This is a genomic window from Streptomyces sp. NPDC090798 (assembly GCF_044768965.1).
Classification (GTDB): domain Bacteria; phylum Actinomycetota; class Actinomycetes; order Streptomycetales; family Streptomycetaceae; genus Streptomyces.
This window is the reverse complement of record NZ_JBIVXA010000015.1, coordinates 11,842-36,065: the sequence shown is the minus strand read 5'-3', so window position 1 is coordinate 36,065 and position 24,224 is coordinate 11,842. Positions and strand designations below refer to the sequence as shown.

General features: G+C 70.8%; 22 protein-coding genes and 3 tRNA genes. 19 read left to right on the top strand and 6 right to left on the bottom strand.

Going from position 1 to position 24,224, the window contains the following annotated elements; genetic code table 11:
• The first annotated feature begins 84 nt into the window (after nt 1–84).
• Nucleotides 85–1,275 (top strand): glycosyltransferase, encoded by a 1,191-nt coding sequence (locus ACIQTP_RS29455; RefSeq protein WP_403405250.1) that lies wholly within the window; start codon nt 85–87, stop codon nt 1,273–1,275.
• Nucleotides 1,276–1,413: 138 nt separating this feature from the next.
• A tRNA-Ser gene (locus tag ACIQTP_RS29450) sits at nt 1,414–1,500 on the top strand.
• 136 nt (nt 1,501–1,636) lie between these two features.
• On the opposite strand, the gene ACIQTP_RS29445 is transcribed toward ACIQTP_RS29450, so the two are convergent.
• Together ACIQTP_RS29445 and ACIQTP_RS29440 are read right to left on the bottom strand one after the other, a co-directional pair.
• Nucleotides 1,637–2,068, bottom strand: a complete 432-nt coding sequence (locus tag ACIQTP_RS29445; protein WP_403405248.1) for a hypothetical protein — start codon at nt 2,066–2,068, stop codon at nt 1,637–1,639.
• Nucleotides 2,069–2,078: 10 nt separating this feature from the next.
• A complete protein-coding gene (locus tag ACIQTP_RS29440) occupies nt 2,079–2,999 on the bottom strand; it encodes a bifunctional DNA primase/polymerase (RefSeq protein ID WP_403405245.1) in 921 nt (306 codons plus the stop codon).
• 361 nt (nt 3,000–3,360) lie between these two features.
• On the opposite strand from ACIQTP_RS29440, the gene ACIQTP_RS29435 reads away from it, so the two are divergent.
• The 8 genes from ACIQTP_RS29435 (at nt 3,361) to ACIQTP_RS29400 (ending at nt 11,294) form a co-directional block, all read left to right on the top strand.
• Nucleotides 3,361–3,666 carry a hypothetical protein gene (locus ACIQTP_RS29435; RefSeq protein WP_403405242.1) on the top strand — a complete coding sequence of 102 codons (306 nt, stop codon included), beginning with the start codon at nt 3,361–3,363 and terminating at the stop codon, nt 3,664–3,666.
• A gap of 223 nt (nt 3,667–3,889) precedes the next feature.
• Entirely contained in the window at nt 3,890–5,053 is a 1,164-nt protein-coding gene (locus tag ACIQTP_RS29430) for an acyl-CoA dehydrogenase family protein (protein WP_403405240.1), read from the top strand.
• The gene (locus ACIQTP_RS29425; protein WP_403405237.1) at nt 5,050–5,958 is read left to right on the top strand and encodes a bifunctional MaoC family dehydratase N-terminal/OB-fold nucleic acid binding domain-containing protein; all 909 of its coding nucleotides are present in this window, start codon (nt 5,050–5,052) and stop codon (nt 5,956–5,958) included. Before ACIQTP_RS29430 ends, ACIQTP_RS29425 begins: the two co-directional genes overlap by 4 nt.
• Before the next feature lies 1 nt (nt 5,959).
• Nucleotides 5,960–6,991, top strand: a complete 1,032-nt coding sequence (locus ACIQTP_RS29420; protein ID WP_403405235.1) for an acyl-CoA dehydrogenase family protein — start codon at nt 5,960–5,962, stop codon at nt 6,989–6,991.
• A gap of 116 nt (nt 6,992–7,107) precedes the next feature.
• On the top strand, nt 7,108–7,503 hold the full coding sequence (locus tag ACIQTP_RS29415; RefSeq protein ID WP_403405612.1) for a MaoC family dehydratase: 396 nt from the start codon (nt 7,108–7,110) through the stop codon (nt 7,501–7,503).
• Nucleotides 7,500–8,669, top strand: coding sequence for a lipid-transfer protein (locus ACIQTP_RS29410; protein ID WP_403405232.1), 1,170 nt, complete (start codon nt 7,500–7,502; stop codon nt 8,667–8,669). Before ACIQTP_RS29415 ends, ACIQTP_RS29410 begins: the two co-directional genes overlap by 4 nt.
• Before the next feature lie 254 nt (nt 8,670–8,923).
• Nucleotides 8,924–9,469, top strand: a complete 546-nt coding sequence (locus ACIQTP_RS29405; protein ID WP_403405229.1) for a SigE family RNA polymerase sigma factor — start codon at nt 8,924–8,926, stop codon at nt 9,467–9,469.
• A 148-nt stretch (nt 9,470–9,617) separates the two neighbouring features.
• Nucleotides 9,618–11,294 (top strand): long-chain fatty acid--CoA ligase, encoded by a 1,677-nt coding sequence (locus ACIQTP_RS29400; RefSeq protein ID WP_403405228.1) that lies wholly within the window; start codon nt 9,618–9,620, stop codon nt 11,292–11,294.
• A gap of 101 nt (nt 11,295–11,395) precedes the next feature.
• Here ACIQTP_RS29400 and ACIQTP_RS29395 read toward each other — a convergent pair whose 3' ends face one another.
• Both ACIQTP_RS29395 and ACIQTP_RS29390 read right to left on the bottom strand, forming a co-directional pair.
• Nucleotides 11,396–15,499 carry a PAS domain-containing protein gene (locus tag ACIQTP_RS29395; protein ID WP_403405225.1) on the bottom strand — a complete coding sequence of 1,368 codons (4,104 nt, stop codon included), beginning with the start codon at nt 15,497–15,499 and terminating at the stop codon, nt 11,396–11,398.
• Between the two features lie 202 nt (nt 15,500–15,701).
• Nucleotides 15,702–16,199: an SSI family serine proteinase inhibitor gene (locus ACIQTP_RS29390; RefSeq protein WP_403405222.1), complete on the bottom strand. Its 498-nt coding sequence runs from the start codon at nt 16,197–16,199 to the stop codon at nt 15,702–15,704.
• 217 nt (nt 16,200–16,416) lie between these two features.
• On the opposite strand from ACIQTP_RS29390, the gene ACIQTP_RS29385 reads away from it, so the two are divergent.
• From ACIQTP_RS29385 to ACIQTP_RS29375, 3 genes are all read left to right on the top strand, one after another.
• Nucleotides 16,417–16,507 (top strand) — tRNA-Ser (locus ACIQTP_RS29385).
• A gap of 194 nt (nt 16,508–16,701) precedes the next feature.
• Nucleotides 16,702–16,774 (top strand) — tRNA-Arg (locus tag ACIQTP_RS29380).
• Between the two features lie 118 nt (nt 16,775–16,892).
• Entirely contained in the window at nt 16,893–17,264 is a 372-nt protein-coding gene (locus ACIQTP_RS29375) for a VOC family protein (protein ID WP_403405220.1), read from the top strand.
• A gap of 74 nt (nt 17,265–17,338) precedes the next feature.
• Here ACIQTP_RS29375 and ACIQTP_RS29370 read toward each other — a convergent pair whose 3' ends face one another.
• Together ACIQTP_RS29370 and ACIQTP_RS29365 are read right to left on the bottom strand one after the other, a co-directional pair.
• Nucleotides 17,339–18,001 carry a hypothetical protein gene (locus ACIQTP_RS29370; RefSeq protein WP_403405218.1) on the bottom strand — a complete coding sequence of 221 codons (663 nt, stop codon included), beginning with the start codon at nt 17,999–18,001 and terminating at the stop codon, nt 17,339–17,341.
• 179 nt (nt 18,002–18,180) lie between these two features.
• Nucleotides 18,181–18,660 (bottom strand): MarR family winged helix-turn-helix transcriptional regulator, encoded by a 480-nt coding sequence (locus ACIQTP_RS29365; protein WP_403405215.1) that lies wholly within the window; start codon nt 18,658–18,660, stop codon nt 18,181–18,183.
• Nucleotides 18,661–18,771: 111 nt separating this feature from the next.
• Here ACIQTP_RS29365 and ACIQTP_RS29360 point away from each other — a divergent pair, with 111 nt between their 5' ends.
• From ACIQTP_RS29360 to ACIQTP_RS29335, 6 genes are all read left to right on the top strand, one after another.
• A complete protein-coding gene (locus tag ACIQTP_RS29360) occupies nt 18,772–19,131 on the top strand; it encodes an HGxxPAAW family protein (RefSeq protein WP_403405212.1) in 360 nt (119 codons plus the stop codon).
• A 147-nt stretch (nt 19,132–19,278) separates the two neighbouring features.
• Complete coding sequence (locus tag ACIQTP_RS29355; RefSeq protein ID WP_403405210.1) at nt 19,279–20,148, top strand: DUF2797 domain-containing protein; 870 nt, start codon at nt 19,279–19,281, stop codon at nt 20,146–20,148.
• A gap of 161 nt (nt 20,149–20,309) precedes the next feature.
• Nucleotides 20,310–20,684 carry an antibiotic biosynthesis monooxygenase family protein gene (locus ACIQTP_RS29350; RefSeq protein ID WP_403405207.1) on the top strand — a complete coding sequence of 125 codons (375 nt, stop codon included), beginning with the start codon at nt 20,310–20,312 and terminating at the stop codon, nt 20,682–20,684.
• Nucleotides 20,685–20,734: 50 nt separating this feature from the next.
• Nucleotides 20,735–21,649 (top strand): amidohydrolase family protein, encoded by a 915-nt coding sequence (locus ACIQTP_RS29345; RefSeq protein ID WP_403405205.1) that lies wholly within the window; start codon nt 20,735–20,737, stop codon nt 21,647–21,649.
• Between the two features lie 194 nt (nt 21,650–21,843).
• Nucleotides 21,844–22,584 carry a response regulator transcription factor gene (locus tag ACIQTP_RS29340; protein WP_054235077.1) on the top strand — a complete coding sequence of 247 codons (741 nt, stop codon included), beginning with the start codon at nt 21,844–21,846 and terminating at the stop codon, nt 22,582–22,584.
• A complete protein-coding gene (locus ACIQTP_RS29335; RefSeq protein WP_403405202.1) occupies nt 22,581–24,221 on the top strand; it encodes a sensor histidine kinase in 1,641 nt (546 codons plus the stop codon). Before ACIQTP_RS29340 ends, ACIQTP_RS29335 begins: the two co-directional genes overlap by 4 nt.
• Nucleotides 24,222–24,224 lie beyond the last annotated feature (3 nt).

Genomic DNA, 24,224 nt, shown 5'->3' with positions numbered 1-24,224 from the left:
TATACACAGGTGCGGGCGGCTGGGGCGGCAATCTGGTCGGGCCATCACCTGTATGGACGTCGAGTCCCTGGTGGCGGTCCTTGTGTGGGGTTCTATGACTCGGTAAATTCACCCACCGATCCTCTTCATTACAGAAAAGAAAAAGTCATGGAAACGGTCTGCCTTAATATGATCGTCAAGGACGAGGCGCATGTGATCCGGCGCTGCCTCGAATCTGTGCGCCCCCTCATCGACACATGGGTGATCCTTGATACAGGCTCGACCGACGGCACTCAGGACGTCATCCGTGAAACTCTCGCCGACCTGCCCGGGACGCTGTACGAGAGCCCTTGGAAGGGCTTCGACCTGAGCCGCAGCGAGGCGATCGATCTGGCCCGGGACCGCGCGCACTACCTGCTGTTCATCGACGCCGACGACGTGATGGAGACCGGTCCCGGCTTCACGATGCCGGAACTGACCCATGACTGCTACGACTTCGAGGTGCGCCACGGCCCCATCGTCCACTGGCGTCCGACGATGGTGTCGACCCGTCTGCCTTGGCGGTACGTCGGTGTGCTGCACGAGTACCTGGAGTGCGACACGCGCTTCAGCCGGGCCACCCTCGAAGGCGCTCGCATGGTCATCATGGGCGGCGGTGGGCGCCTCCAGAGCAGCCAGCGACAGAAGTACCTCCGCGATGCCGCGATCCTCAAGGACGGGCTTGCCAAGGATCCGGACAACGCCCGGTACGTCTTCTACCTCGCCCAAAGCTGGCGCGACGCCGGTGAACCCGGAAAGGCGCTCGCCGCGTACGACCGGCGCGCGGGCATGGGTGGCTTCGCCGAGGAGGCGTTCTGCGCCCGGCTCTATGCGGCCCGACTGGCCATGGACGCCAAGCGCCGGGTGCCGGAGGTCACGGCCCGCTTCCTGGACGCGCACGAGTACCGGCCCACACGGGTCGAACCGCTCGGCGAGCTCGCGCGTCTGTACCGTCTGAACGGGGAGCGCTGGCCACTCGCGTACATGTTCGCGCGGCGCGCGGTGGAGCTCCCGCCATCGAAGGACATCCTGTTCGTGGAGCATGGCTGGTACGAGTGGCGGGCGCTGGACGAGCTGGCGGTGTCGTCCTACTGGATGGGCGAGTACCGGGAATCGTTGGAGTGCTGCGAGAAGCTGCTGGACGGTGGAAAGTTGCCCGAAGGCCATCGTCAACGGGTCATCGCGAACAGGGACCTCGCGCGGGCCAAGCTGCTCGTGGGAGCAGGGGCCGACGCGAGGACACTCGTCGGCACCTGATCCGCGGATCTGATGCCGCTCGGAGCGGCGTTCCTGGAGGGCGGAACGGAGCCGGTGGGCCCCGTGTGAACCATGGCCCCCACCAAGCATTCGGGGCCGGTACCCTGTAACTGCTCCGCTCCTGGTGGGCGGGGCAGAGGTGGGTTGCCCGAGCGGCCTAAGGGAACGGTCTTGAAAACCGTCGTGGCAGCGATGTCACCGTGGGTTCAAATCCCACACCCACCGCAGGTGTTCGGCCTCTGTGCCGGCGACAAGGGGTGTCCTGATTTCAGGGCACCCCTTCGGCATGTCGGCAGCGGCTTGGGACACGCCCTCGGTTGTCGGCAGAGTCTCAGAACATCCTCGGTAGGCCGGCGGCGGCTCACAGCTCGAAGTCCTCTGCGGCTTCCTCCCAGGGGATGGCGCGCAGGGCCGGATCGGCGGTGTGGCCGGACGGGATGTCGGGGGTGGCCTGGAACCACGCGACCGCCAGGGTCGAGCGGTGGAGGACGGGGTCGAGGGAGGGGTCGACCGCGCTGGAAAGGAAGAGGCCGACGCAGGTCACGGCGGGGAGCATTTCGACCGGGCCGAAGCCTCGGGCGGGCAGGTCCGGATGGTCCCGGTGGGGTGTGACGAGGTGCGCCGGGGTGCCGGGGAACGCCTCCGCTGTCCGCCGGGCCAGGGCGTTGACGATGTGGTCGTTCCAGCGCTTGAAGGGGTAGCCCTCGAGCATTCCGCCGTAGGTCGAGGTGAGACGCAGGTCGGATATCCCGACGCTTCTGCCCGAGGTGAGGGTGACGTGGGTCAGTGCCATGGCGCGCAGCCTAGGGATCGGCGGTGCGTGGTGTCGTTTTGTTTTGTGGTGGCCCGGGGCGTGGAAACGTCATCCGGGACGCCGAGGCGATCGTCGAGCGGGCCTCGCGTTCGGTGAGGCCGGTGCGGACGGCGGCGTCGACGAGTGCGGTGGTCAGTTCCGGGCCGATGCCGTTCTCGTAGGCGCGGCAGGCGGCCCAGAAGAGGCGGGTGTTGCGCTGGCCCTCGTGGGCGGCGAGCACGAACTGGACGAGCCCCTGGCCGTGTTGGCCGGTCGCGGGGGGCGCGCGGTGGTGCGTGCGGGGCGGGGGCGTGAGCAGGCGCAGGAGTTCGCGTGGACAGGGCGCGGGCGCCAACTGGGCGGTGCCCGGGGCCGTTCCGTACACGCCGTGCTCGGTGCGGGAGCCGGGGCCGACCAGGTAGCCGCCGGCACCGCGGATGTCGATGCCCGGGGCCAGTCGGCTCGCCGAGTTGGGGACGACCACGTCGGGCGGTCCGGTCAGCCAGAGGTGGCGACCGCCGCTCGGGGTCAGCACGACCACCGTCTCCGGGATCGTGAACAGGTGGCGCAGGGCCAGTTCGCGCAGGGCGGCCGAGGAGTCGGTACCGGATTTGGTGTCGAGGTCGATGCCGATGAGGCGGTGCGGGTCGAGGCCGCAGGCGATGCCGTAGCCGGTCGCCCAGGGCGCGGCGGCGAAGAGCGCGCGGATGCGGCGGGGGTCGGTGGAGGCGTCGTACACGCCGTGTCCGAAGCGGCCGCATTCGCCGTGGCAGGGAGGGGTCGTCGGGTCGGGATCGGGGTCGTCGCGGTGGGGGGAGCGCAGGGCCGGGAGCTTCGTGCGGGACAGCGGGATCACCGCGAGACCGCGTTCGGCGGCGGACAGGGCGTGGGCCAGGGCCAGGGTCGTGGCCTGCCGGTCGATGGTGGCCATGTCTCCATTTTCGTATGAGTGTTCGAAAAAAGGAAGGGCTCGCCGGGTGCGGGGGCGCCGGGAAGGGGATTCGGGAGGGATTGGCCAAAAAGTGGCGGAACGGTTCCCCTCTTGGGGTGCCCGGGCCCGAGTTGTCCGATCCGGTCTGAGCTGGGGTTTCTTGTCATGAAGAGGGTTTATCGACATGTACTCACGCTTGAGGGCGAATCACGGCTTCCGGGGTGGTTCGCCGGGGATTCGGTGGGCAACTCTGGACTCGCGACGTCGTGATCAGCGCCGGGGCGGTCGGCCAACCGCCTTGGAGCGAGCAGTACTTCCCGGTTCGCGCCGGTCCGTACATCCGGTTCTTGGAGGAATTCACATGGCAAGCATCCGCACCGCCCGTGTTCTCGCCGCCGTCTCGGCCCTGCCCCTCGCCGCCGCCCTCTTCGCGGGTGTCGCAGTGGCGGACAACGGCGCTTTCGCGGACAACGGATCGAACGCGGGCGTGGCAACCGTCAGCGGCAGCGGGGTCGGACACAACAACAGCGGCAACTCCTCCACCACGCAGCAGCAGGCGGTCGGCTCCGGGGCCTCGAACCAGAGCAACACGGCTCAGGTCAACCACTCCGCGTTCACGGCCATCGACCAGTCGAACGCCGTCGTCAACTTCACCAACCTCTGGTGAGCCGGGGCCGATTCGCCCGCTCTCGACGGGCTCATCGGCCCTGAAGCACCGTGTGGGGTGCTCTGTGGGGTGGTAACGCGTCTGGGCGACGGTACTTCGGTGCCGTCGCGCAGGCGTGTTCGCGTGTCCGTTCTCGACGGTCCCGTCGTGACCTTGACAGCTCCCGGCATCTGACGGACAGTCAGAAAACCTTGTTCGTACGAGGTCCGGGAGGGCCGCCGCCGTGCACCTCGCCCCCACCGAGCGCCAGCAACGACTGCGCGCCGAACTGCGTACGTACTTCCGGGACCTGATGCCCAACGGTCCCCCGCCCGCCGACGACCCCGGGCGACAGCGCGCGCTGCTGCGCCGCATCGGTGCCGACGGGCTGCTCGGGATCGGCTGGCCCGTCGCGTACGGGGGCCAAGGACGCGGAGCCGACGAGCAGTTCGTGTTCTTCGACGAGGCGTACCGGGCCGGTGCGCCGGTGTCGATGGTCACTCTGAACACCGTCGGACCGACTCTCATGAAGTACGGGAGCGAGGCGCAGAAGGAGTACTTCCTGCCGCGCGTCCTCAGGGGCGACCTCGTCTTCGCGATCGGGTACTCGGAGCCCTCGGCGGGCACGGACCTGGCCTCGCTGCGCACACGCGCCGCACGGGACGGTGAGTCCTGGCTGATCGACGGGCAGAAGATCTTCACCTCCAACGCCCAGCACGCGGACTGGATCTGGCTCGCCTGCCGCACCGACCCCGACGCGTCCAAGCACCGGGGCATCTCGATCGTCCTGGTGCCCACGGACGCGCCGGGCTTCTCCTGGACACCGATCGAGACGGTGGGCGGACTGACCACCACGGCCACGTACTACGACGGCATCCGCGTCCCCTCCTCGAACCTCGTCGGCGAGGAGAACGGCGGCTGGGAGCTCATCACCAACCAGCTCAACCACGAGCGGGTCGCGCTCGCCGCGATCGGCATGCAGGCCGAGGATTTCTACGCGGCCGCGCTGCGGGCGGTGCGCACCCCCGATCCGGTGACGGGGCGGCGTCGGGTTGACGAGCCCTGGGTGCGTTTTCGGCTGGCCGAGGTGCATGCCCGGCTGGCGGCATCGCGCCTGCTCAACTGGCGTTTGGTGGGGGATGTCGGGGCGGGCCGGCTGGCCCCGGGCGACGCGAGTGGCGTGAAGGTCGCGGGAACGGAATCGGCGGTCGCTTCGTACCGAATGTGTCAGGAAGTCGTGGGTGCGCGGGCGCTGGTGCGCTCCGGTTCGCCGGGTGTGTTCGGGGACGGCGAGCTGGAGCGGATGAACAGGGCGGCGCAGATCAACACGTTCGGGGGCGGGGTGAGCGAGGTGCAGCGGGAGATCGTGGCGACCATGCGGCTCGGGATGACGAGGGGGCGGCGGTGAGCGACGAGGCGGCCGAGCCCGCGGCGCGGCTCAAGGCGTACGAAGGGCGTGCGGCGGCCGTCGCCGGCGTGGGCAAGGACCCGGTCAACGAGCCGATGATCCGGCACTGGTGCGAGGCGATGGGCGACACCAACGCGGCGTACACGGGTCCGGACGCCGTGGCGCCGCCCACCATGCTCCAGGCGTGGACGATGGGCGGCCTGTCCGGGCACGAGGGCCGCTCGGACGCGTACGACGAGCTGCTCGGCCTGCTCGACGAGGCCGGCTGCACCTCCGTGGTCGCCACCGACTGCGAGCAGGAGTATCTGCGTCCGCTGCGGCCCGGCGACGAGATCAGCTTCGACGCGGTGATCGAGTCGGTCTCCGAGCGCAAGACCACCAAGCTGGGCACCGGGCACTTCGTCACGACCCGGATGGACGTACGGGCGAACGGGGAGCTTGCGGGTACGCACCGGTTCCGGATCCTCAAGTACGCCCCGGCGCGCACCAAGGCCAAGGCGGGCCGGCCGCGACCGGTCGTCAACCGGGACAACGCCGGGTTCTGGGAGGGCATCGGCCGGCACCAGCTGCTGATCCAGCGGTGCGGGGGCTGCGGGACGCTGCGGTTTCCCTGGCTGCCGGGGTGCGGCGCGTGCGGATCCCCGGAGTGGGACACGGTCGAGGCGAGCGGAGACGGGACGGTCTACTCGTACGTCGTCATGCACCACCCGCCGTTCCCCGCCTTCGACCCTCCGTACGCCGTGGGCCTGATCGAGCTGGCCGAGGGCGTCCGGATCGTCAGCAACGTCATCGGGGTGCCGTACGACAAGGTGCGGATCGGGATGCCCGTGCGGCTCCGCTTCGAGCGGTACGACGAGGAGCTGGTGCTGCCGGTCTTCCGGGCCGGTGCGGAGGGGGGAGGCTGACATGGACTTCACGCCCACCGAGGAACAGGCGGCCGCCCGCGACCTGGCCGCGCGGATCTTCGGAGACCTCTCCACCCCGGAGCGGCTCGCCGCGGCCGGCACCGGCAGCGACGCCGAGACGTGGAAGGCGCTCTGCGCGGCCGGGCTGGTGGCGGCCGTCGCGGACACGGGGCTCCTCGGTCTGGTGCTGCTCCTGGAGGAGCAGGGGCGGACCACGGCCCAGGTGCCGTTCGCGGCGAGCTGTGTGTACGGGCTGCTGGCGGTGTCCGCCCACGGTTCACCGGAGCAGCGGGAGCGGCTGCTGCCGGGGATCGGGGACGGGACGGCGGTGGTGTGCGGGGCGGTCTTCGAGCCGGGAGGCGTACGGGCGGACGCGGAGGGACGGTTGAGCGGAATCGCCCCTGTCGTGCCGTGGCTGCGGGACTCCACCCATGTGCTCGTCGCGGACGACCGGCGCCGGATGTGGCTCGTGCGGACCGCTGACGCGCGGTGCGCGCCGGTCGAGCTGACGGCGCCCTGGGCGGCGGGACGGCTGACGCTCGACGGGACGCCGGGTGAGCCGGTGGGCGGGGCGGACGCGTACGACGACGTGCTCGCCACCGCCCGGACCGCCTTCGCGGGGCTGCAGGCCGGAGTGTGCGCCGGGTCGCTGGCACGCGCCGTGGAGCACACCAACGCACGCGAGCAGTTCGGACGTCCGCTCGCCGCCAAGCAGGGTGTCCAACTCCGGGCCGCCGACGCGTACATGGACACCGAGGCGATACGGGTGACGGCGTACGAGGCGGCGTGGCGGCGCGACGAGGGGCTCGCGTACGCGACGCACGCGCTGACCGCCGCCTGGTGGGCGTCCGAGGCGGGTCAGCGGGTCGTGCACACGGGCCAGCATCTGCACGGAGGGACGGGTGCCGACCTGGAGCACCCGGTGCACCGGTACTTCCTGTGGGGGCGGCAGCTGGACGCGTACCTGGGGTGCGGGAGCGAAGTCCTCCAGGAACTGGGGGAGCTGATCGCGAGCGGGGAGGAAGAGACATGAGGGCCGGGGAAGGAGAGCGCGTGCGGGCCGGAGAGGGACAGCGCGTGCGGGCCGGAGAAGGGCAGCGCGTGCGGGTCGGAGAAGGCGAGCGCGTGTGGATCCGAGAGGGCGAGCGCGTGCGGGCCGGTGACGAGCTGCCGCCACTGGAGATCGAGATCACGCGCACGCTGATCGTGGCCGGGGCGATCGCGTCCCGGGACTACCAGGACGTGCACCACGACGCCGAGCTGGCGCGGCACAGGGGCTCCCCCGACGTCTTCATGAACATCCTGACCACCAACGGCCTCGTCGGGCGGTACATCACGGACCACTTCGGACCTGACGCCGTCCTCCGCAAGGTGGCCATACGGCTGGGGGCACCCAACTACCCGGGCGACACGATGGTGTTGACCGGCAGGGTCGAAGAGGTCGAGGGCGGCACCACGACCGTGCGCGTCGTCGGGGCGAACGGCATCGGCAGACACGTGACCGGGACCGTGACGGTCACCCTGCCGCCCGGAGGCGTCTCGTGAGCGTACGCACGAGGGACCGGCTCGGCGGCCGGGCGGCGATCGTCGGGATCGGGGCCACCGAGTTCTCCAAGGACTCCGGGCGCAGTGAGCTGACGCTCGCCGCGCAGGCGGTGCGGGCGGCGCTCGACGACGCGGGGCTGACACCGGCCGAGGTGGACGGGATGGTCACGTTCACCATGGACACCAGCCCGGAGATCACCGTCGCCCAGGCGGCCGGGATCGGCGAGCTGTCCTTCTTCTCCCGGGTGCACTACGGGGGCGGTGCGGCCTGCGCGACCGTCCAGCAGGCGGCGCTCGCGGTGGCGACCGGGGTGGCCGAGGTCGTGGTCTGCTACCGGGCGTTCAACGAGCGGTCGGGGCGGAGATTCGGAGCGGGGGTGCAGCAGCGGGAGCCGTCGGCCGAGGGAGTCGCGCTGGGCTGGGCCCTGCCGTTCGGGCTGCTCACCCCCGCGTCCTGGGTGGCGATGGCGGCCCAGCGGTATCTGCACACCTACGGGCTGACGCCCGAGGCGTTCGGCCACGTCGCCGTGGTGGACCGCAAGTACGCGGCGACGAACCCGGCGGCGTACTTCCACGGCAGACCGATCACCCTCGCCGAACACGCGGCCTCGCGGTGGATCGTGGAGCCGCTGCGGCTGTTGGACTGCTGCCAGGAGACGGACGGCGGCCAGGCGCTGGTCGTCACCTCCCTGGAGCGCGCCCGGGAGCTGCCGCACCCGCCCGCGGTGATCACCGCCGCCGCCCAGGGCGCGGGCCGGGCGCAGGAACAGATGACGAGCTTCTACCGGGACGAGCTGACCGGGCTGCCGGAGATGGGGGTCGTGGCGCGCCAGCTGTGGCGGACCTCGGGGCTGGCCCCCAAGGACATCGACGTGGGCATCCTCTACGACCACTTCACGCCGTTCGTGCTGATGCAGCTGGAGGAGTTCGGGTTCTGCGAGCCGGGGGAGGCCCCCGACTTCGTCGCCGAGGAGCGGTTGCCGCTGAACACCCACGGGGGCCAACTCGGGGAGGCGTATCTGCACGGGATGAACGGGGTGGCGGAGGCCGTACGCCAGCTGCGCGGCACGTCCGTGAACCAGATACGGGGCGTCGGCCGCACTTTGGTCACCGCGGGCACCGGAGTCCCCACGTCGGGGTTGATCCTGGGGGCGGACGGGGGATGAGTACGCTGTCGGGCTCGCCCCGCTCTCCCCGCGTCACGGAGCCCTCGGGGCCGCTGTGGGACACCCCGGGTAGCAGGGAGGCCGCCTCCGTACTACTGCCGTACGGGTCTCTCAGGGGTGAACCCTCAGGGTGCGGGCGCCGCTCGTCCACCCTCAGGAGGTGGGGCCAGCCCCCTTCCTACAACCTGAGGGGGACACCTCTTCGGGACCTGCGGCCGATCCGAGAAGGTAGGGGTCACTCCTAGCGTGGAGCCATGACCTCACTCGTCTGCACCAGCGGTTCGAGCGTCGGGACGCGGACCCTTCCGTACCCGTCGTTCTCGTCGTACATGAAGGCACGTCAGCCGGTGCTGCTGCGTACCGCCCGCTCGCTGACCGCGAACCCGAGCGACGCCGAGGACCTGCTGCAGACCGCGCTGACCAAGACCTACGTCGCGTGGGAGCGGATCGAGGACCACCGCGCGCTCGATGGCTATGTACGGCGTGTGCTGCTGAACACCCGGACCTCGCAGTGGCGCAAGCGCAAGGTCGACGAGTTCGCGTGCGACGAGCTGCCGGAGCCGGAGGACGTCCCCGCCGAGGACCCGGCCGAGCAGCAGGCGCTGCACGACGCGATGTGGCGCGCCATCATGAAGCTCCCGGCGCGGCAGCGGGCCATGGTCGTCCTGCGGTACTACGAGGACCTCAGCGAGGCACAGACCGCGGAGGTGCTCGGCGTCTCCGTCGGCACGGTCAAGTCGGCGGTGTCACGGGCGCTGGGCAAGCTGCGCGAGGACCCCGAGCTGGAACCCGTGCGCTGACCTTCGGCGGATCCGGGCCCAACGGCCCCCGCGGAAAAGTTCCCGTCCGCGCCGAACGGCCCCTGTGACCTGATCGATCGCCCGGAGCTAGTGACATACCGCGTGGTATGTGCGCAGAATCAGCGCATCCCTTACCACCTCGTAGGCAATGTCGCCCCGGGAGGACGCCGTGCTGAGCACGATGCAGGACGTACCGCTGCTGATCTCGAGGATCCTGACCCACGGGTCGGCCATCCACGGTACCTCGCAGGTGATCACCTGGACGGGTGAGGGAGAGCCGCAGCGCCGTTCCTACGCCGAGATCGGCGACCGGGCCGCCCAGCTCGCGCACGCGCTGCGCGAGGACCTCGGCGTCGAGGACGACGACCGTGTGGCGACGCTGATGTGGAACAACGCCGAGCATGTCGAGGCGTACTTCGGGATTCCCTCCATGGGCGCGGTCCTGCACACGCTCAACCTCCGCCTCCCCGCGGAACAACTCGTCTTCATCGTCAACCACGCCGCCGACCGCGTGATCATCGCCAACGGCTCGCTGCTCCCGCTGCTCGCGCCGCTGCTCCCCCATCTGCCGACGGTCGAGCACGTGGTCGTCTCGGGCCCCGGTGACCGTTCGCTGCTCGAGGGCACGAGCGTTCAGGTGCACGAGTACGACGAGCTGATCGCGGGAAAGCCGACCACCTACGACTGGCCGGAGCTGGACGAGCGTGCCGCCGCGGCCATGTGTTACACCTCCGGCACCACCGGCGACCCCAAGGGCGTCATCTATTCCCACCGTTCGATCTACCTGCACTCCATGCAGGTCAACATGGCCCAGTCGATGGGGCTCACCGACCAGGACACCTCGCTCGTCGTGGTCCCCCAGTTCCACGTCAACGCTTGGGGCCTGCCGCACGCCACGTTCATGACCGGCGTCAACCTCCTCATGCCGGACCGTTTCCTCCAGCCCGCGCCGCTCGCCGAGATGATCGAGTCCGAGCGGCCGACGCACGCCGCGGCCGTCCCCACCATCTGGCAGGGCCTGCTCGGCGAACTGCATGCCAAGCCCCGGGACGTCTCCTCGCTCACCCAGGTCACCATCGGCGGCTCGGCCTGCCCGCCCTCCCTCATGGAGGCCTTCGACAAGCTGGGCATGCGCGTCTGCCACGCCTGGGGCATGACGGAGACGTCCCCGCTGGGCACGATCGCCCGGCCGCCGGCCAGTGTCGTCGGCACGGACGAGGAGTTCGCGTACCGCCTCACCCAGGGCCGCTTCCCGGCCGGCGTGGAGGCCCGCCTCACCGGCCCCGGCGGCGAACGCCTCCCCTGGGACGGTGAGTCCGCGGGCGAGCTGGAGGTGCGCGGGCCCTGGATCGCGGGCGCGTACTACGGCGGCCAGGGCGCCGAACCGGTCCGCCCCGCCGACAAGTTCAGCGAGGACGGCTGGCTCAAGACCGGCGATGTCGGCACGATCAGCCACGACGGCTTCCTGACCCTCACCGACCGCGCCAAGGACGTCATCAAGTCGGGCGGTGAGTGGATCTCCTCCGTCGACCTGGAGAACGCGCTGATGTCGCACCCGGCCGTCGCCGAGGCCGCCGTCGTCGCCGTCCCCGACGACAAGTGGGGCGAGCGCCCCCTCGCCACGGTCGTCCTCAGGGAGGGCGCCACGGCCGACTTCGCGGCGCTGCGCACCTTCCTCGCCGAGGAGGGCAAGATCGCCAAATGGCAGCTCCCCGAGCGCTGGACGATCATCGAGTCGGTTCCGAAGACGAGCGTCGGCAAGTTCGACAAGAAGGTGATCCGCAGGCAGTACGCGGAGGGCGCGCTGGACGTCACCCAGCTCTGAGGTCGTCCGCGACAGAATGACGGTTGGGGTGCTGTTTCACGTGAAACAGCACCCCAACCGTCGTATGTATGAACCCGGTTCGAGACCCGGAGCGCGGCGGGTCAGTTCGTACCGATGCGCGCCAGCAGATCCACGATCCGGTCCTGCACCTCGACGCTCGTCGAGCGCTCGGCGAGGAACAGGACCGTCTCACCCGCGGCGAGGCGCGGCAGTTCGGCCTGGTCCACAGCTGCGGTGTAGACGACGAGCGGGGTGCGGTTCAACTGACCGTTCGCCCGCAGCCAGTCCACGATCCCGGCGCGCCGACGCCGTACCTGCATCAGATCCATCACGACCAGGTTCGGCCGCATCTGAGAGGCCAGCGTGACGGCGTCCGCGTCCGTGGACGCCCGCGCCACCTGCATCCCGCGCCGCTCCAGCGTCGAGGTCAACGCCAGCGCGATCTCCGCGTGCTCCTCGATGAGCAGCACGCGCGGCGGGTGCTGCTCGGAGTCCCGCGGCGCGAGCGCCTTCAGAAGTACGGCCGGATCGGCGCCGTACGCCGCCTCCCGCGTCGCCTGCCCCAGTCCCGCCGTCACCAGTACCGGGACCTCGGCGGCGACGGCGGCCTGGCGCAGCGACTGCAGCGCGGTGCGTGTGATCGGACCGGTCAGCGGGTCCACGAACAGCGCGGCCGGGAACGCGGCGATCTGCGCGTCCACCTCTTCGCGCGAGTTCACGATGACGGGCCGGTAGCCGCGGTCGCTCAGCGCTTGCTGGGTCGTCACGTCCGGCGCGGGCCACACGAGGAGACGGCGCGGGTTGTCCAGCGGCTCCGGGGGCAGTTCGTCGTCCACGGGCCGCGGCTGCGGCTGGTCGGCGACCTCGACCGCGCCACCGGGACCGTCCAGCGGCTCAGGACCCTCGTCGGCGTTCTTGTCCGGGGCTCCTATGGCGTACGACCGACCGGCGCCCTCGGTCGCTCCGGGCAGCCTCGGCCCGGGAGCCGTGGCGGTCTGCCCGGCCTGCGGGTGCGGGCGCGCCGTCCCTTCGGGGCGCTCGGCAGCGGGCTCGGGGGGCGTGCCGAGCTTGCGGCGGCGGCCGGAGCCATTGGTCTGGTGCGGGGGAGGCGTGGCGGTCTGCTGTGCCTGCGCCTGGGCCGGTACGGCCCCCGGCTGGTTCGGCGCCGGCTGGCGGCTGAACGGCACACCCTGCCCGAGCGTCCGCACGCTGAACGCGCGCCCCTGCGTCGAGTTGGGGTCGACCGGCGCGGCGGCCTCGGCGGGCAGCGGCTGGGCGACCCGCGGCTGAGCCCCCGGCCGGGGCACCGGCTGTGCGGGCTGCTCCGGCGGGAGGGGGTTGGCGGGGGCAGGGGTCTGCGCCTGCGGCTGGGCCTGGCGGCCGGCCGCTGCCGCGGGTGCGCCAGGCGGTACGGGCGCTCCCGGAGGTACGGGGGTGCCTGGCGGTACGGGAGTGCCGGCGCCGGAGGTGTCGTCGGCGTTCGGGGCCGGCCAAGGGGCCGGGGCCTGCGCGGGGACGGCCTGGGCCGGGGCTCCGGGTGCCGGGGCGGCCGGTACGGGGACGCCCTGGGCCGGAACCGCCGCCGTGCCCGGCCGCGCCGGGGCCTGGCGGGTCCGCACTCCCGACGGCGCGGAAACCGGGTGCGGCTGGGGCGGAGTGTGATCGTCGGCCGGGTTGTGCGGCATCCCGTCGTGCCGGCCCTCGTCCCCCTGGGCACGACCGGCGACGGCACCGACGGCGTCGCCCGCCTGCTCCAGGAGCTGCTGCTGGGCCCGTTGCGCCTGCTGGGCCTGTTCGGCCTGGATGTACTCGGGTGAGCGGTCGGCCTCCGCGGGCGGAAGCGCGAACACGGTCCGAGCGCCGCCTTCCTGCGCGGCGGCACGCTCGGCCGCCGCGGCCAGCGCCCGCCGACGCCGCCCGGTCGGCTGTGCGTCGCCACCTTCGGCGGGGACGGCCTCCGGGGCACCCGGAGCACCGGGCGCGCTCGGGGCGCTGGGAGCCGCGGGCAACGCGGGCGGCAGCGCGTGCTGTTCGCCGTCACGCCGCGCCCGCCGCCCGGACGGCACGGGCAGCCCTTGCGGAGAACCCACGGGAACCCCCTGCGGAGGCACCGTCCCGCCCAGCCCCGTACCCACGGCCGCGGTTCCCGCCGCGTGCTCGGCCGCCATGACGACCGCGCCCTCCGACACACCCTCGGCCGCGTCACCGTCCGCGCCCTCGACCGGGCTCGGCCGCCCACGACGGCGTCCGGTGGCGACGGCGTCGCCGTCACCGGGGCCCTGGGCCTGCGTGGGCACGGACACCTCGGCGGCCTCCTGCACCGCGGCCGTACGGCGCCTGCGCCGCCCGGTGGGAGCGGCCGCACCGCCCTCGGTCGTGACCGGCTCCGCGGGGGCGACCTCGCTCTCCAGGAAGGCGTCCACGGAGGACCGCCGGGCCCGCCGCCTGCCCCCGCCCTGGTTGCCGCCGTTCTGGTGCGAGGCCTGCTCGGGAAGGGCGATCTCGGCACCGGTCGACACCGGCGCCTCGGGGGCCATCGCTCCGGCCCCGTCGCCGATCGGCACCTCCAGCACGAACGCGCTGCCGCTCATCCCCGGCACCTCGTGCGTCTGCAGCACGCCGCCGTGCGCGCGCACGATCCCGCGCACGATCGGCTCGTGCACCGGGTCTCCCCCGCTGTACGGCCCGCGCACCTCGATCCGTACGACCTCGCCGCGCTGCGCCGCCGCCACGACGACGGTGTTGTCCATGTAGCCGCCCGCGGACACCGGCGCGTTGCCGGTCGCGTCGACGCCGGCCACGTCCGCGATGAGGTGCGCCAGCGCCTGCGCGAGCCGCTGCGGGTCGACCTCGGCCTCGATGGGCGGCGCGTGCACGGCGAACTGCACCCGCCCGGGCCCGATCAGTTCGACGGCCCCGTCGACACCGGCCGCGACGACCGCGTCCAGCATCACGTTCGTACGGACGATCTGCTCGGCCCCCGCGTCCAGCCGCTGATAGCCGAGCACGTTGTCGACGAGGGTCGTGATCCGCGAGTAGCCCGCCGCGAGGTGGTGAAGCACCTGGTTGGCCTCGGGCCACAGCTGTCCGGCATCGTCGGCGGCGAGCTTGGAGAGCTCACCGCGCAGCTGGTCGAGGGGCCCGCGCAGGGACTGGCCGAGCACCGAGAGGAGCTGATCGTGCCGGGCGGCCAGTGCCTCGTAGCGGTCCTTCTCGCGCTCGCCGAGCGCCGCGTAGCGCTCGTCGCCCGCGGCGAGTTCCTCCTCGTGGCGTTCGCGCACCTCGGCGAGCTCGGTGGTGTGCCGCTCGCGCAGCGCCTCCAGCTCCGCCGCGTGCTCCTCGCGGATCCGCTCGATCTCCTCCGCGTGCAGGGTGGCCTCGGCGTCCCTCTCCTCGACGAGGCTGTCGTACGGCCGTCGGTCGGTGAAGGTCATCACGGCGCCGACGAGCTGGTCTCCGTCGCGCACCGGAGCGGTCGTCAGGTCGACCGGCACCTTGTCCCCGGACTTGGACCACAACACCTGCCCGCGCACCCGGTGCTTGCGCCCGGAGCGCAGGGTGTCGGCGAGCGGGGACTCCTCGTACGCGAAGGGCTCGCCGTCCGCGCGCGAGTGAAGGATGAGGGCGTGCAGGTCCTGGCCGCCGAGATCACTGGCCCGGTATCCCAGTATCTGAGCGGCCGCCGGATTGACGAGGACGACCCGCCCCTCCGTGTCCGTGCCCACGACACCCTCGGCCGCAGCGCGCAGGATCATCTCGGTCTGTCGTTGCGAACGCGCGAGTTCGGCCTCGGTGTCGACGGTGCCCGACAGATCGCGTACGACGAGCATGAGCAGCTCGTCAGGGGTGGGACCGTAACTGTCGTAGGCCTGCTGGCCGTTCTCCAGGTTCGCGCTGGTGACCTCGACCGGGAACTCGTTGCCGTCGGTCCGCCGCGCGATCATCCTGGTCGGCTTGGTCCGCCCGCTCTGGTCGATCGTCTCGGGCCGCCGCATGGACCCGGGGATCAGCCGCGAGTCGAACTGCGGCAGCAGATCGAGCAGCCCCCGGCCCACCAGAGCCGTACCCGGGGCCTCGAAGGCCTCCAGGGCGATGGTGTTGGCGTTGACGACCGTGCCATTGGCGTTGACCAGCACCAACGCATCGGGCAGCGCGTCCAGTATGGCTGCGAGGCGAGCAGCGCCTCGGGATGGCCTGCTGCTCACGAGACGCTTCCTCCCTGTTACCGCACCTTGCCGACCGCGAGGGCCATCTTGCCAACCTGCCCGCAGCGTGTCACGCGAGGGAGTCTACGGGCAGAGGTTGCCCTCGCGGCGCCGGATGAGAGGGAGGTCGCACGCAGAAGAACGGAAGAACCTGTGACCGCGCATTTCACCCCTTCCCTCCCTGCCTCGCCGAACCATGGCGTCACCATGGCCGAGCCGTGCCGCGGCTGTGGGCGGAGCCGGGGAGCAGGGGGACGAGGGCGTCCCAGCGCGCGATCTGGCAGCCGTCCGCCCGGTCGAACCGCGCGTCGACGGGCCGCCCGGCCCAGGTCCCGGTCACATGGGCGGTGGCTGGACCGCCGTACATCATGGTGCACATCGTGTCGGGCGCCACAGGGGCGAAGGGGTCCTTGCCCCAGGTGGTCCGCCGGTCCAGCGTCGCGCACGCCCTGCCCACGTCGGGGTGAGTGCCGCCATCGGGATGACACCGCAGTTCGTACGTCCCGTCGCCGCCTTCCGTGTGCTGGACGGTCAGGGTCAGCCGGTCCCCGGAATCCTCGCCGCGGGCCGGCGGAGGCATCAGGCTCAGGGAGGCCGGCTCCGCGCGGCCGGCGTCGGCCTGGGCGACGGCGGGCATGGCGGGCACGGAGGACAGCGCCGCGACGGACGCGGCGGCGGTGAGGACGAGACGACGCAACATGACCTGACTAACGCGAGGGGCCCCGAGCGGTTGCGCGCGGCCGACGCCCGCCCCCCCGTCTCAGGGGTTCCGGCTCTCCAGCTCTCCGACCCTCCGGCTCCTCGGGACTTTGCTCTGTGACCCGACTGCCTAGTACCGTGGGAGCCGATTGGTGACACCCCACCCGGCTGTGTCATCATCTGCACGCACCACTTGCGCTCGCGCGGGCGGTTGTGCGGGAGGCGTCGCCTAGTCCGGTCTATGGCGCCGCACTGCTAATGCGGTTTGGGCCTTAAAGCCCATCGAGGGTTCAAATCCCTCCGCCTCCGCGTCAAGATCCGAAGCCCCGGTCCACCTGGACCGGGGCTTCGGCGTTGAGTGCCTGCGGAGCGCGTTTTCCCAGCTCACAAGGGGTGCGGCAAACGGATTTCACATGGCGGCGGCAGTCATGTAATGTTCTTCCTGTCGCCGCGAGCGGGCCGAAAGCCCGGGAAGCGGGACGAAGCAGGAAACAACAGAACAAGCACTCGTAGCTTAACGGATAGAGCATCTGACTACGGATCAGAAGGTTGCAGGTTCGAATCCTGCCGAGTGCACATCAGACCAGAGGCCCCGTGGAGTGATCCGCGGGGCCTCTGGCTTTTGCCTTGACGGCAGGGTTCGACGGCAACCGCCTCTGTTCGGTCCATGAGCTCGAAGGGAACACTGTCCGGCATGCCTGTCTCGCTGCATCACATCGTCATCGACGCCCGCGACCTGCCCGCCCTGGCCCGGTTCTGGGCTGCGGTGCTGGGCTGGCGGATCCTGTCCGAGCGGGAGCGGGAGGTCGTGATCGGGCCGGACGAGACGGCCCCGGTGGGAATCTGCTTCATGCCGGTGACCGACCGCAAGGTCGTCAAGAACCGCCTGCACCTCGATCTGACCTCCACTGCGGAGGACCGGGAGGCGGAGATCGAGCGAATCCTTGCCCTCGGCGCCCGCAGAGCGGACGTCGGACAGGGCGGCGACGAGTCGTGGACCGTGCTGGCCGATCCGGAGGGGAACGAGTTCTGCGTAGTCCGTCCGAAGGTGACTCTCATCGGATAGTCCTGGTCGGATGGTCCCGGGGAGCCGATCGGACGGCTACCAAGACACCTGCCGCATCGTCGTCATCGGGGGCGTCAGCCGGTACGGGTGGCGCCGGCGTCCGGGTCGTGGACGCTCGCGAGGAGTTGCTGGTGCGTCTCACTCATGGGCTTCTCCTTCCCCTTCGGGCTGAGAGAGATGATCTCGATGAAGTGGGCGTCGCCGGCGACGAGGCGGGCGGAGCCCGCGGCGCCGTCAGGGGCGGAGAGATGCGCGTCGAGGCCCGGCTGGCCGTGGACCGTGATCTTGTGGACGCCGGTGCTGGAGAGCTTGTGCTTGGGGGACCGGGTGCCCGCGTTGTAGCCGTCCACCAAGCCTCGAAGAGCGTCGTCGAGCTCCCCCTTGGCGCCGGGCAGGTCGAAGACCGCGAAGACGATGACCCCGTTGTCGGTCCTCACCTCGTAAAGGCGACCGTTCATTCCGTCCACGGCCTGGGTGAACTGTATGACCTTGGGCTTTCCGGGGAGCCGGAACTTGATGCCGCTCGCTGCGTCGGTGGTCTCCACCCATTGCTTGGTGGAGGCGGGGCTGCCGTCCTGACGGTGAGCGTCATGATCGGAGGCGACCGTGGTGACGGCGGCCGTGTGCGGCGCGGCCGTGGCGGCCATCGCACTGCTGGGCAACACCGCGCCTCCGACGATCACGGTGGTCGAGGTCGCGAGCAGCAGAAGGCGCTGGAAACGGGAACGACGAGTCATGGCCGGCCCGCACGCCGTAGCCGCGGCGGCCTTTCGGCGAGTGCAATGCCCATATGGCTGGGGGTAATCGGCTGCGGCGGGAAGCCGCTGGAGGACGTCGGACGAAGGAGAAGGGCCCGAAGTCGCATCCCATACTCGCGGCTTCGGGCCCTCTCCACGTCAGGTGAAGGCGCGCAGGCTCAGTCGCCCTTCCGTAGCTCCTCGAGGTATTCGCTCATCAACTTTCCCGTACGGGTGAACCAGTCGTACAGGACCGCGATTTCGGCGGGCGAGTAGTCGGAGAGGAGTTCGGCGAGGCGGGCGTAGTGCGGCTCGTAGAGGGCCATGACACGGGCGACCGCGTCCGGGTTCGCGGCCACGCGGACGCGGCGGCGGTCGTCGGGGTCGGGACGGCGGGTGACGTAGTCGGCGCGTTCGAGGCGGTTGAGGATCCCTGTGACCGCGCCCGTCGTGACATGGGCCCGCTCCGCGAGGTCGCCGGCCGTGAGCAGGGTGTCGCCCGCCTCCAGGACGAAGCCGAAGCAGGTGAGGTCGGTGACGCTCAGGTTCAGCCGCTGGGCCATCTCCTGCTGGCCGATCATGCCCGTCGCGATGAGGTGGTCCATGGCGCTCAGCGCCTGGGCCGGAGTCGCGGGTGGGCGCGGCGTGCCCTGCTGCATGTGCATTTCCCTTAGTGCGTGAGATGTTTCTGGAGTAGATTTCTTAGCCCGTGAGGGATTCTAGTCCCTCACGTCACGAAACTCCGCTGTTGGGACAGAGGGAGGCAATACGTGAGCAAGCATGACGAGGGGCACACCCTTGCGGGCTGGATCGGATTCGGGATCGCCACCGTGGGGGTGGCGGGTATCGGGCTGGGGGTCTGCGCCGACAACGCCCTCGGTGAGTGGGGCGGCCTGGCGGTCGTGGCCGTGAGCGTGCTGGTCACCTGGGTGCTCCATCTCGCCGGATGGGGCAAGGCGCCCGGGCGGCGGCCGGCCTCGGAGTGGGGACTGCGGGTCAGGGACCTCCGCGCGCGGGAGGGACATCCCGGGTGTGTGGGGTGCCGGCTGGCGGGGCGTGGGCGGCCCGCGGTCAGGTCGGACGTGGCTGTCGGCGGTGAACCCGCGAGCGGTGAACCCGTGAGTGCATGAACCCGTGAACCCGTGAACCCCTGACCGGGTCCTCCCGTGACCGGGTCCACCCGTGGCCGACTCCGCCCCTGAACGGCTGCCCGTTCGCCGGGCAGCCTGATCGCCGCCCGGCTCCGTTGTCGGTGGCAACGCCTACGCTCGTGAGTGATGGCACAGACGTGGAGATGTTCGGGTCTGCGGTGGTCGGCGGACGGCCCCGTGCTGATGTGGGGCGGCGGGCGGGGCAGTGCGCTGTCCTGGGGGAAGCGGGTGGCCTTTGGGGTGGTGGACGAGGGCGTACGGACGTGTGTGGGGGCGCGGGGGAACGCCTGTCCTGTGCGGGCGGTGGTGTCGGGGCGGAGTGCGGGGGCCCGTTGTGAGGAGTGCGCGAGGCTGGACCGCGCGCACTCCGTGGCCGCCGACACGATGGCCGACGACCCACGGCCGTACCACGTGTACCTCGCGTGGTTCGGGCCCGGCATGGTCAAGGTCGGAATCACCGGAGTCGCGCGCGGTTCGGCTCGGCTGCTGGAGCAGGGGGCCGTCGTCTTCAGCTGGCTGGGGCAGGGGCCGTTGATGGCGGCGCGGCGGACCGAGGAGCTGCTGCGGGCCGCGCTCCGGGTGCCGGACCGGATCCCGTACGCCGAGAAGCGGGCGGTGCGGGCCGCGCTGCCGGGGCCGGGCGAGCGGCTGGAGGAGATCCGGGATCTGCACGCGCGGGTCATGGAGCTCGAAGGCTGGCCCGAGTCCCTGGAGCGGGCGCCCTTCCAGGCCGTCGATCACACCGAGGTGTTCGGGCTCGAAGGGCTCCCGCCCGCCGTCGGTGTCGTGCGTGAGCTTGTCGCGGGTGGTGTGGTGAGCGGGGAGCTGGTCGCCGCGGCCGGGCCCGATCTGCATCTGGCGACCGGGCGTGGGGTCGTCGTGGTCGATACGCGGCTCATGACCGGGTGGGAGCTGACCGCGGTCAGGGGTGAGCAACTGACGGTTCCCGTAAGGGAGTGGGAAGACAGGAGCGTGAGGCAGGACGGACTCTTCTGAGTGCCCGGGTCCGAGTGTCTGCGTGTGTGCCCGGGTCCGAGTGCCCAGGTCTGGGTGCCCGAGCGGATGCCGTTCTCCGAGGGTCAAGAGATGGATCCCTCTTGGATCCCGTTCGGAAAGGGCCTGGACGAGTGGGGACACGTGGCCCGACAGTGGCTGACATGAGCGATCACTCCATCACGCCTGTCGCAGCCCATGAACCCCCCTACTACGCCGCCGTGTTCACCTCCGTCAGAACCGAGGACGACGGAGGATACGCAGAGACCAACGAGCGTATGGAGGAGCTGGTGAAGGACATCCCGGGCTACCTCGGCATGGACTTCGCGCGCACGCCGGGTGGTCTGGCGATCACCGTCGGGTACTTCCGGGACGCGGACGCGATCAGGGAGTGGAGCGGGCACGCCGAGCACCGCGCGGCGCAGCGGCGTGGCCGCGCCGAGTGGTACGAGCGCTACACGCTGCACATTGCCAAGGTCGAGCGGAGCCATGGGTTCGAGCGGACTGCGGGGACTGAGCGGGGCATCGGGCCCGAGTAGGGCAGGGACCAGGCGGAGCAAGGAGGCAGGGCGGAGTGGCAGGAGCGAGCGTGCGCGCGGCTGACGGGTCTGACGGGGAGGGCGGTTCTGACGGGGAGGACGTACGGCGGTTCTGGGAGCGGCTGGGTCTTCCGGGGCTCGTCGACGTCCACACGCACTTCATGCCCGAGCGCGTCCTGCACAAGGTGTGGGACTACTTCGACGCGCTCGGGCCGCTGACCGGCGGCGTCGAGTGGCCCATCACCTACCGCGCGGAGGAGAGCGAACGGCTCGCGGTGATCCGGGAGTTCGGGGTACGGGCCTTCACCGCGATGCTCTACCCGCACAAGGCCGGCATGGCGCGGTGGCTCAACTCCTGGGCCGTCGACTTCGCCCGCCGGACGCCCGACTGTCTGCACACCGCGACCCTGTTCCCCGAGCCGGGCGTCGAGGGATACGTGCGGGAGGCCCTGGAGCAAGGGGCTCGCGTCTTCAAGGCGCACGTCCAGGTGGGGGCGTACGACCCGGGTGATCAACTACTCGACTCCACCTGGGGGCTGCTCGCCGAGGCCGGGGTCCCCGTCGTGATCCACTGCGGGTCCGGCCCCGCACCCGGCAAGCACACCGGGCCCGAGCCGGTCGCCCGCGTCCTCGCCCGGCATCCCCGACTGCGGCTGATCGTGGCGCACATGGGGATGCCCGAGTACGAGGACTTCCTCGCCCTGGCTGAGCGCTACGGGGAGGTGCGGCTGGACACGACGATGGCGTTCACGGACTTCAGCGAGCGGTTGGCGCCGTTTCCGCGGGAGGCCAGGACCCGGCTCGCCGCCCTCGGCGACCGGATCCTGCTGGGGACCGACTTCCCGAACATCCCCTATCCGTACGTCCACCAGCTGCACGCCCTCGAACGGCTCGGGCTGGGGGACGACTGGCTGAGGGCGGTCTGCTACGGGAACGGTGCGCGTCTCTTCACGATCGATTCCTGAGCGGGGCGCCTGATCAGCCCCTGAACGGGACGCCCGATCAGTTCCTTTGGCGGGACGCCCAGGAACGTCCAGGAACGCCCCTCGGGGACTTCGTGATCTTCCCAGGAGTTCCCTGAGAGGCACCTGTGTGTTTCTCAGGAAAATCACAGGTTGCCGAAAGCGCGTTCTCAGAGGACCCCGACAAGGTGTCCGCTATGACCACGACCTCGCCCCAGGGGCGCACCGAACTGCTGAGGCCGGACGGGAGCCCCGTCCGAGTGCTGGTAGTGGACGACGAGCTGTCGATCACCGAGCTGCTCTCCATGGCCCTTCGCTACGAAGGCTGGCAGATCCGCAGCGCGGGTGACGGACAGGGTGCGGTGCAGACCGCGCGCGAGTTTCGGCCCGACGCCGTTGTCCTCGACATGATGCTGCCGGACATGGACGGCCTCGCGGTCCTGGGGCGCCTGCGCCGCGATCTGCCCGACGTGCCCGTCCTCTTTCTCACGGCCAAGGACGCCGTCGAGGACCGCATCGCGGGGCTGACGGCGGGCGGCGACGACTACGTCACCAAGCCCTTCAGCCTCGAAGAGGTCGTGGCCCGGCTGCGCGGACTGATCCGCCGTTCCGGTGCCGCCGACCGGCGCTCCGACTCCGTGCTCGTCGTGGGCGACCTCACCCTCGACGAGGACAGCCACGAGGTCTCGCGTGCCGGGGAGAACATCCACCTGACCGCGACGGAGTTCGAACTCCTGCGGTTCCTCATGCGTAACCCCCGGCGTGTACTCAGCAAGGCACAGATACTCGACCGCGTGTGGTCGTACGACTTCGGCGGCCAGGCCAATGTCGTCGAGCTCTACATCTCGTACCTGCGCCGCAAGATCGACGCCGGACGTGAGCCGATGATCCACACCAGGCGTGGGGCCGGTTACCTGATCAAGCCCGCGGCGTCATGAGCGGGCGACGACGGCCGCGTAAGCAGGGGCGAGGACGACAGCCGCGCACGCTGCGGACGCGGCTCGTCGTCGCGTCCGTGTCGCTGATCGCCGTGGTGTGTGCGGTGATCGGCACCGTGACCACGCTGGCCCTGCGCGACCACCTGTATCAGCAGTTGGACGGCAAGGTGACCGACATCGCCATGCGCGCGGTCGGTCACATGCAGCAGGCTCCGGGCGGCACGAGACCCGGTGCGGCTCCGGGGGCCCCGGGCTCCTCCTCGGCGGCCACCGCCACACCGAGCGAGAAGGTCGACAGCCTGCTGACCAAGGGCCCGACGCCGCCCAAGACCGTCGCCGCGTACGTGAAGAACGGCTCGATCATCTCCGCCGCCGTCGCCAAACAGCAGAACGACGACGACGGATTCTTCAAGAGGATGTTCGCCGGCAATCTCTCCGCGGCGCAGAAGACGGCGCTGGAGGCCGTACCGAAGGACAACAACGCCCACAGCATGGAGATCCCGGGGTTCGGGAACTACCTCGTGAAGTACGTGGCGAGCCGGGACAGCAGCGACGCCTTCTACATCGCACTGCCCACCAAGGACGTCGATGACAACATCGACACCCTCATCCTCGTCGAGATCAGCGTCACCGCCGCCGGCCTGGTCGCCGCCGGCATCGCCGGGTACGTGCTCGTCGGAGTGGCCACCCGCCCCCTCCGCAAGGTCGCCAACACCGCCACCCGCGTCTCCGAACTCCCCCTGCACACCGGCGAGGTCACCCTCTACGAGCGGGTTCCGGAGTCCGAGGCCGACCCGCACACCGAGGTCGGTCAGGTCGGCGCCGCGCTCAACCGCATGCTCGACCACATCCACAGCGCCCTGCACGCACGCCAGCAGAGCGAGATGCGCGTACGGCAGTTCGTCGCGGACGCGAGTCATGAGCTGCGTACACCGCTGGCGTCGATCCGGGGTTATGCCGAGCTGACCAGACGCGGCCGCGAGGAGACCGGGCCCGACACCCGGCACGCCCTCGGCCGGATCGAGTCCGAGGCCGGGCGTATGACCCTGCTCGTCGAGGACCTGCTGCTGCTCGCGCGGCTGGACGCCGGACGCCCGCTCCAGTACGACCAGACCGATCTCGTACCGCTCGTCATCGACGCCGTGAGCGACGCCCGGGCGGCCGGACGCGACCACAACTGGCGGCTCGAACTGCCGGACGAGCCCGCGCTCGTCCTGGCGGACGCCGCACGGCTGCAACAGGTCATGGTCAATCTCTTCGCGAACGCCAGAACGCACACCCCGCCCGGTACGACCGTCACCGCACGCGTGCACCGGCACGGGCCGTGGCTGTGCGTGGACGTCCAGGACGACGGGCCCGGCATCCCGCCCGACCTGCTTCCGCGCGTCTTCGAACGCTTCGCACGCGGTGATTCCTCGCGTTCCCGGTCCTCCGGCTCGACGGGCCTGGGACTGGCCATCGTGCAGGCCGTCGCGGCCGCGCACGGCGGCGCCGTCACCGTGGACAGCATGCCTGGACGAACCGTGTTCACCCTTCATCTGCCCGCGATCGCCGTCGACGCGATCGTGGAAACAAGGGCGAAACTGTACTCACAGGCACAGCACAGCGCCACCACATGGGTGCAACAGGGCGTTTGACGA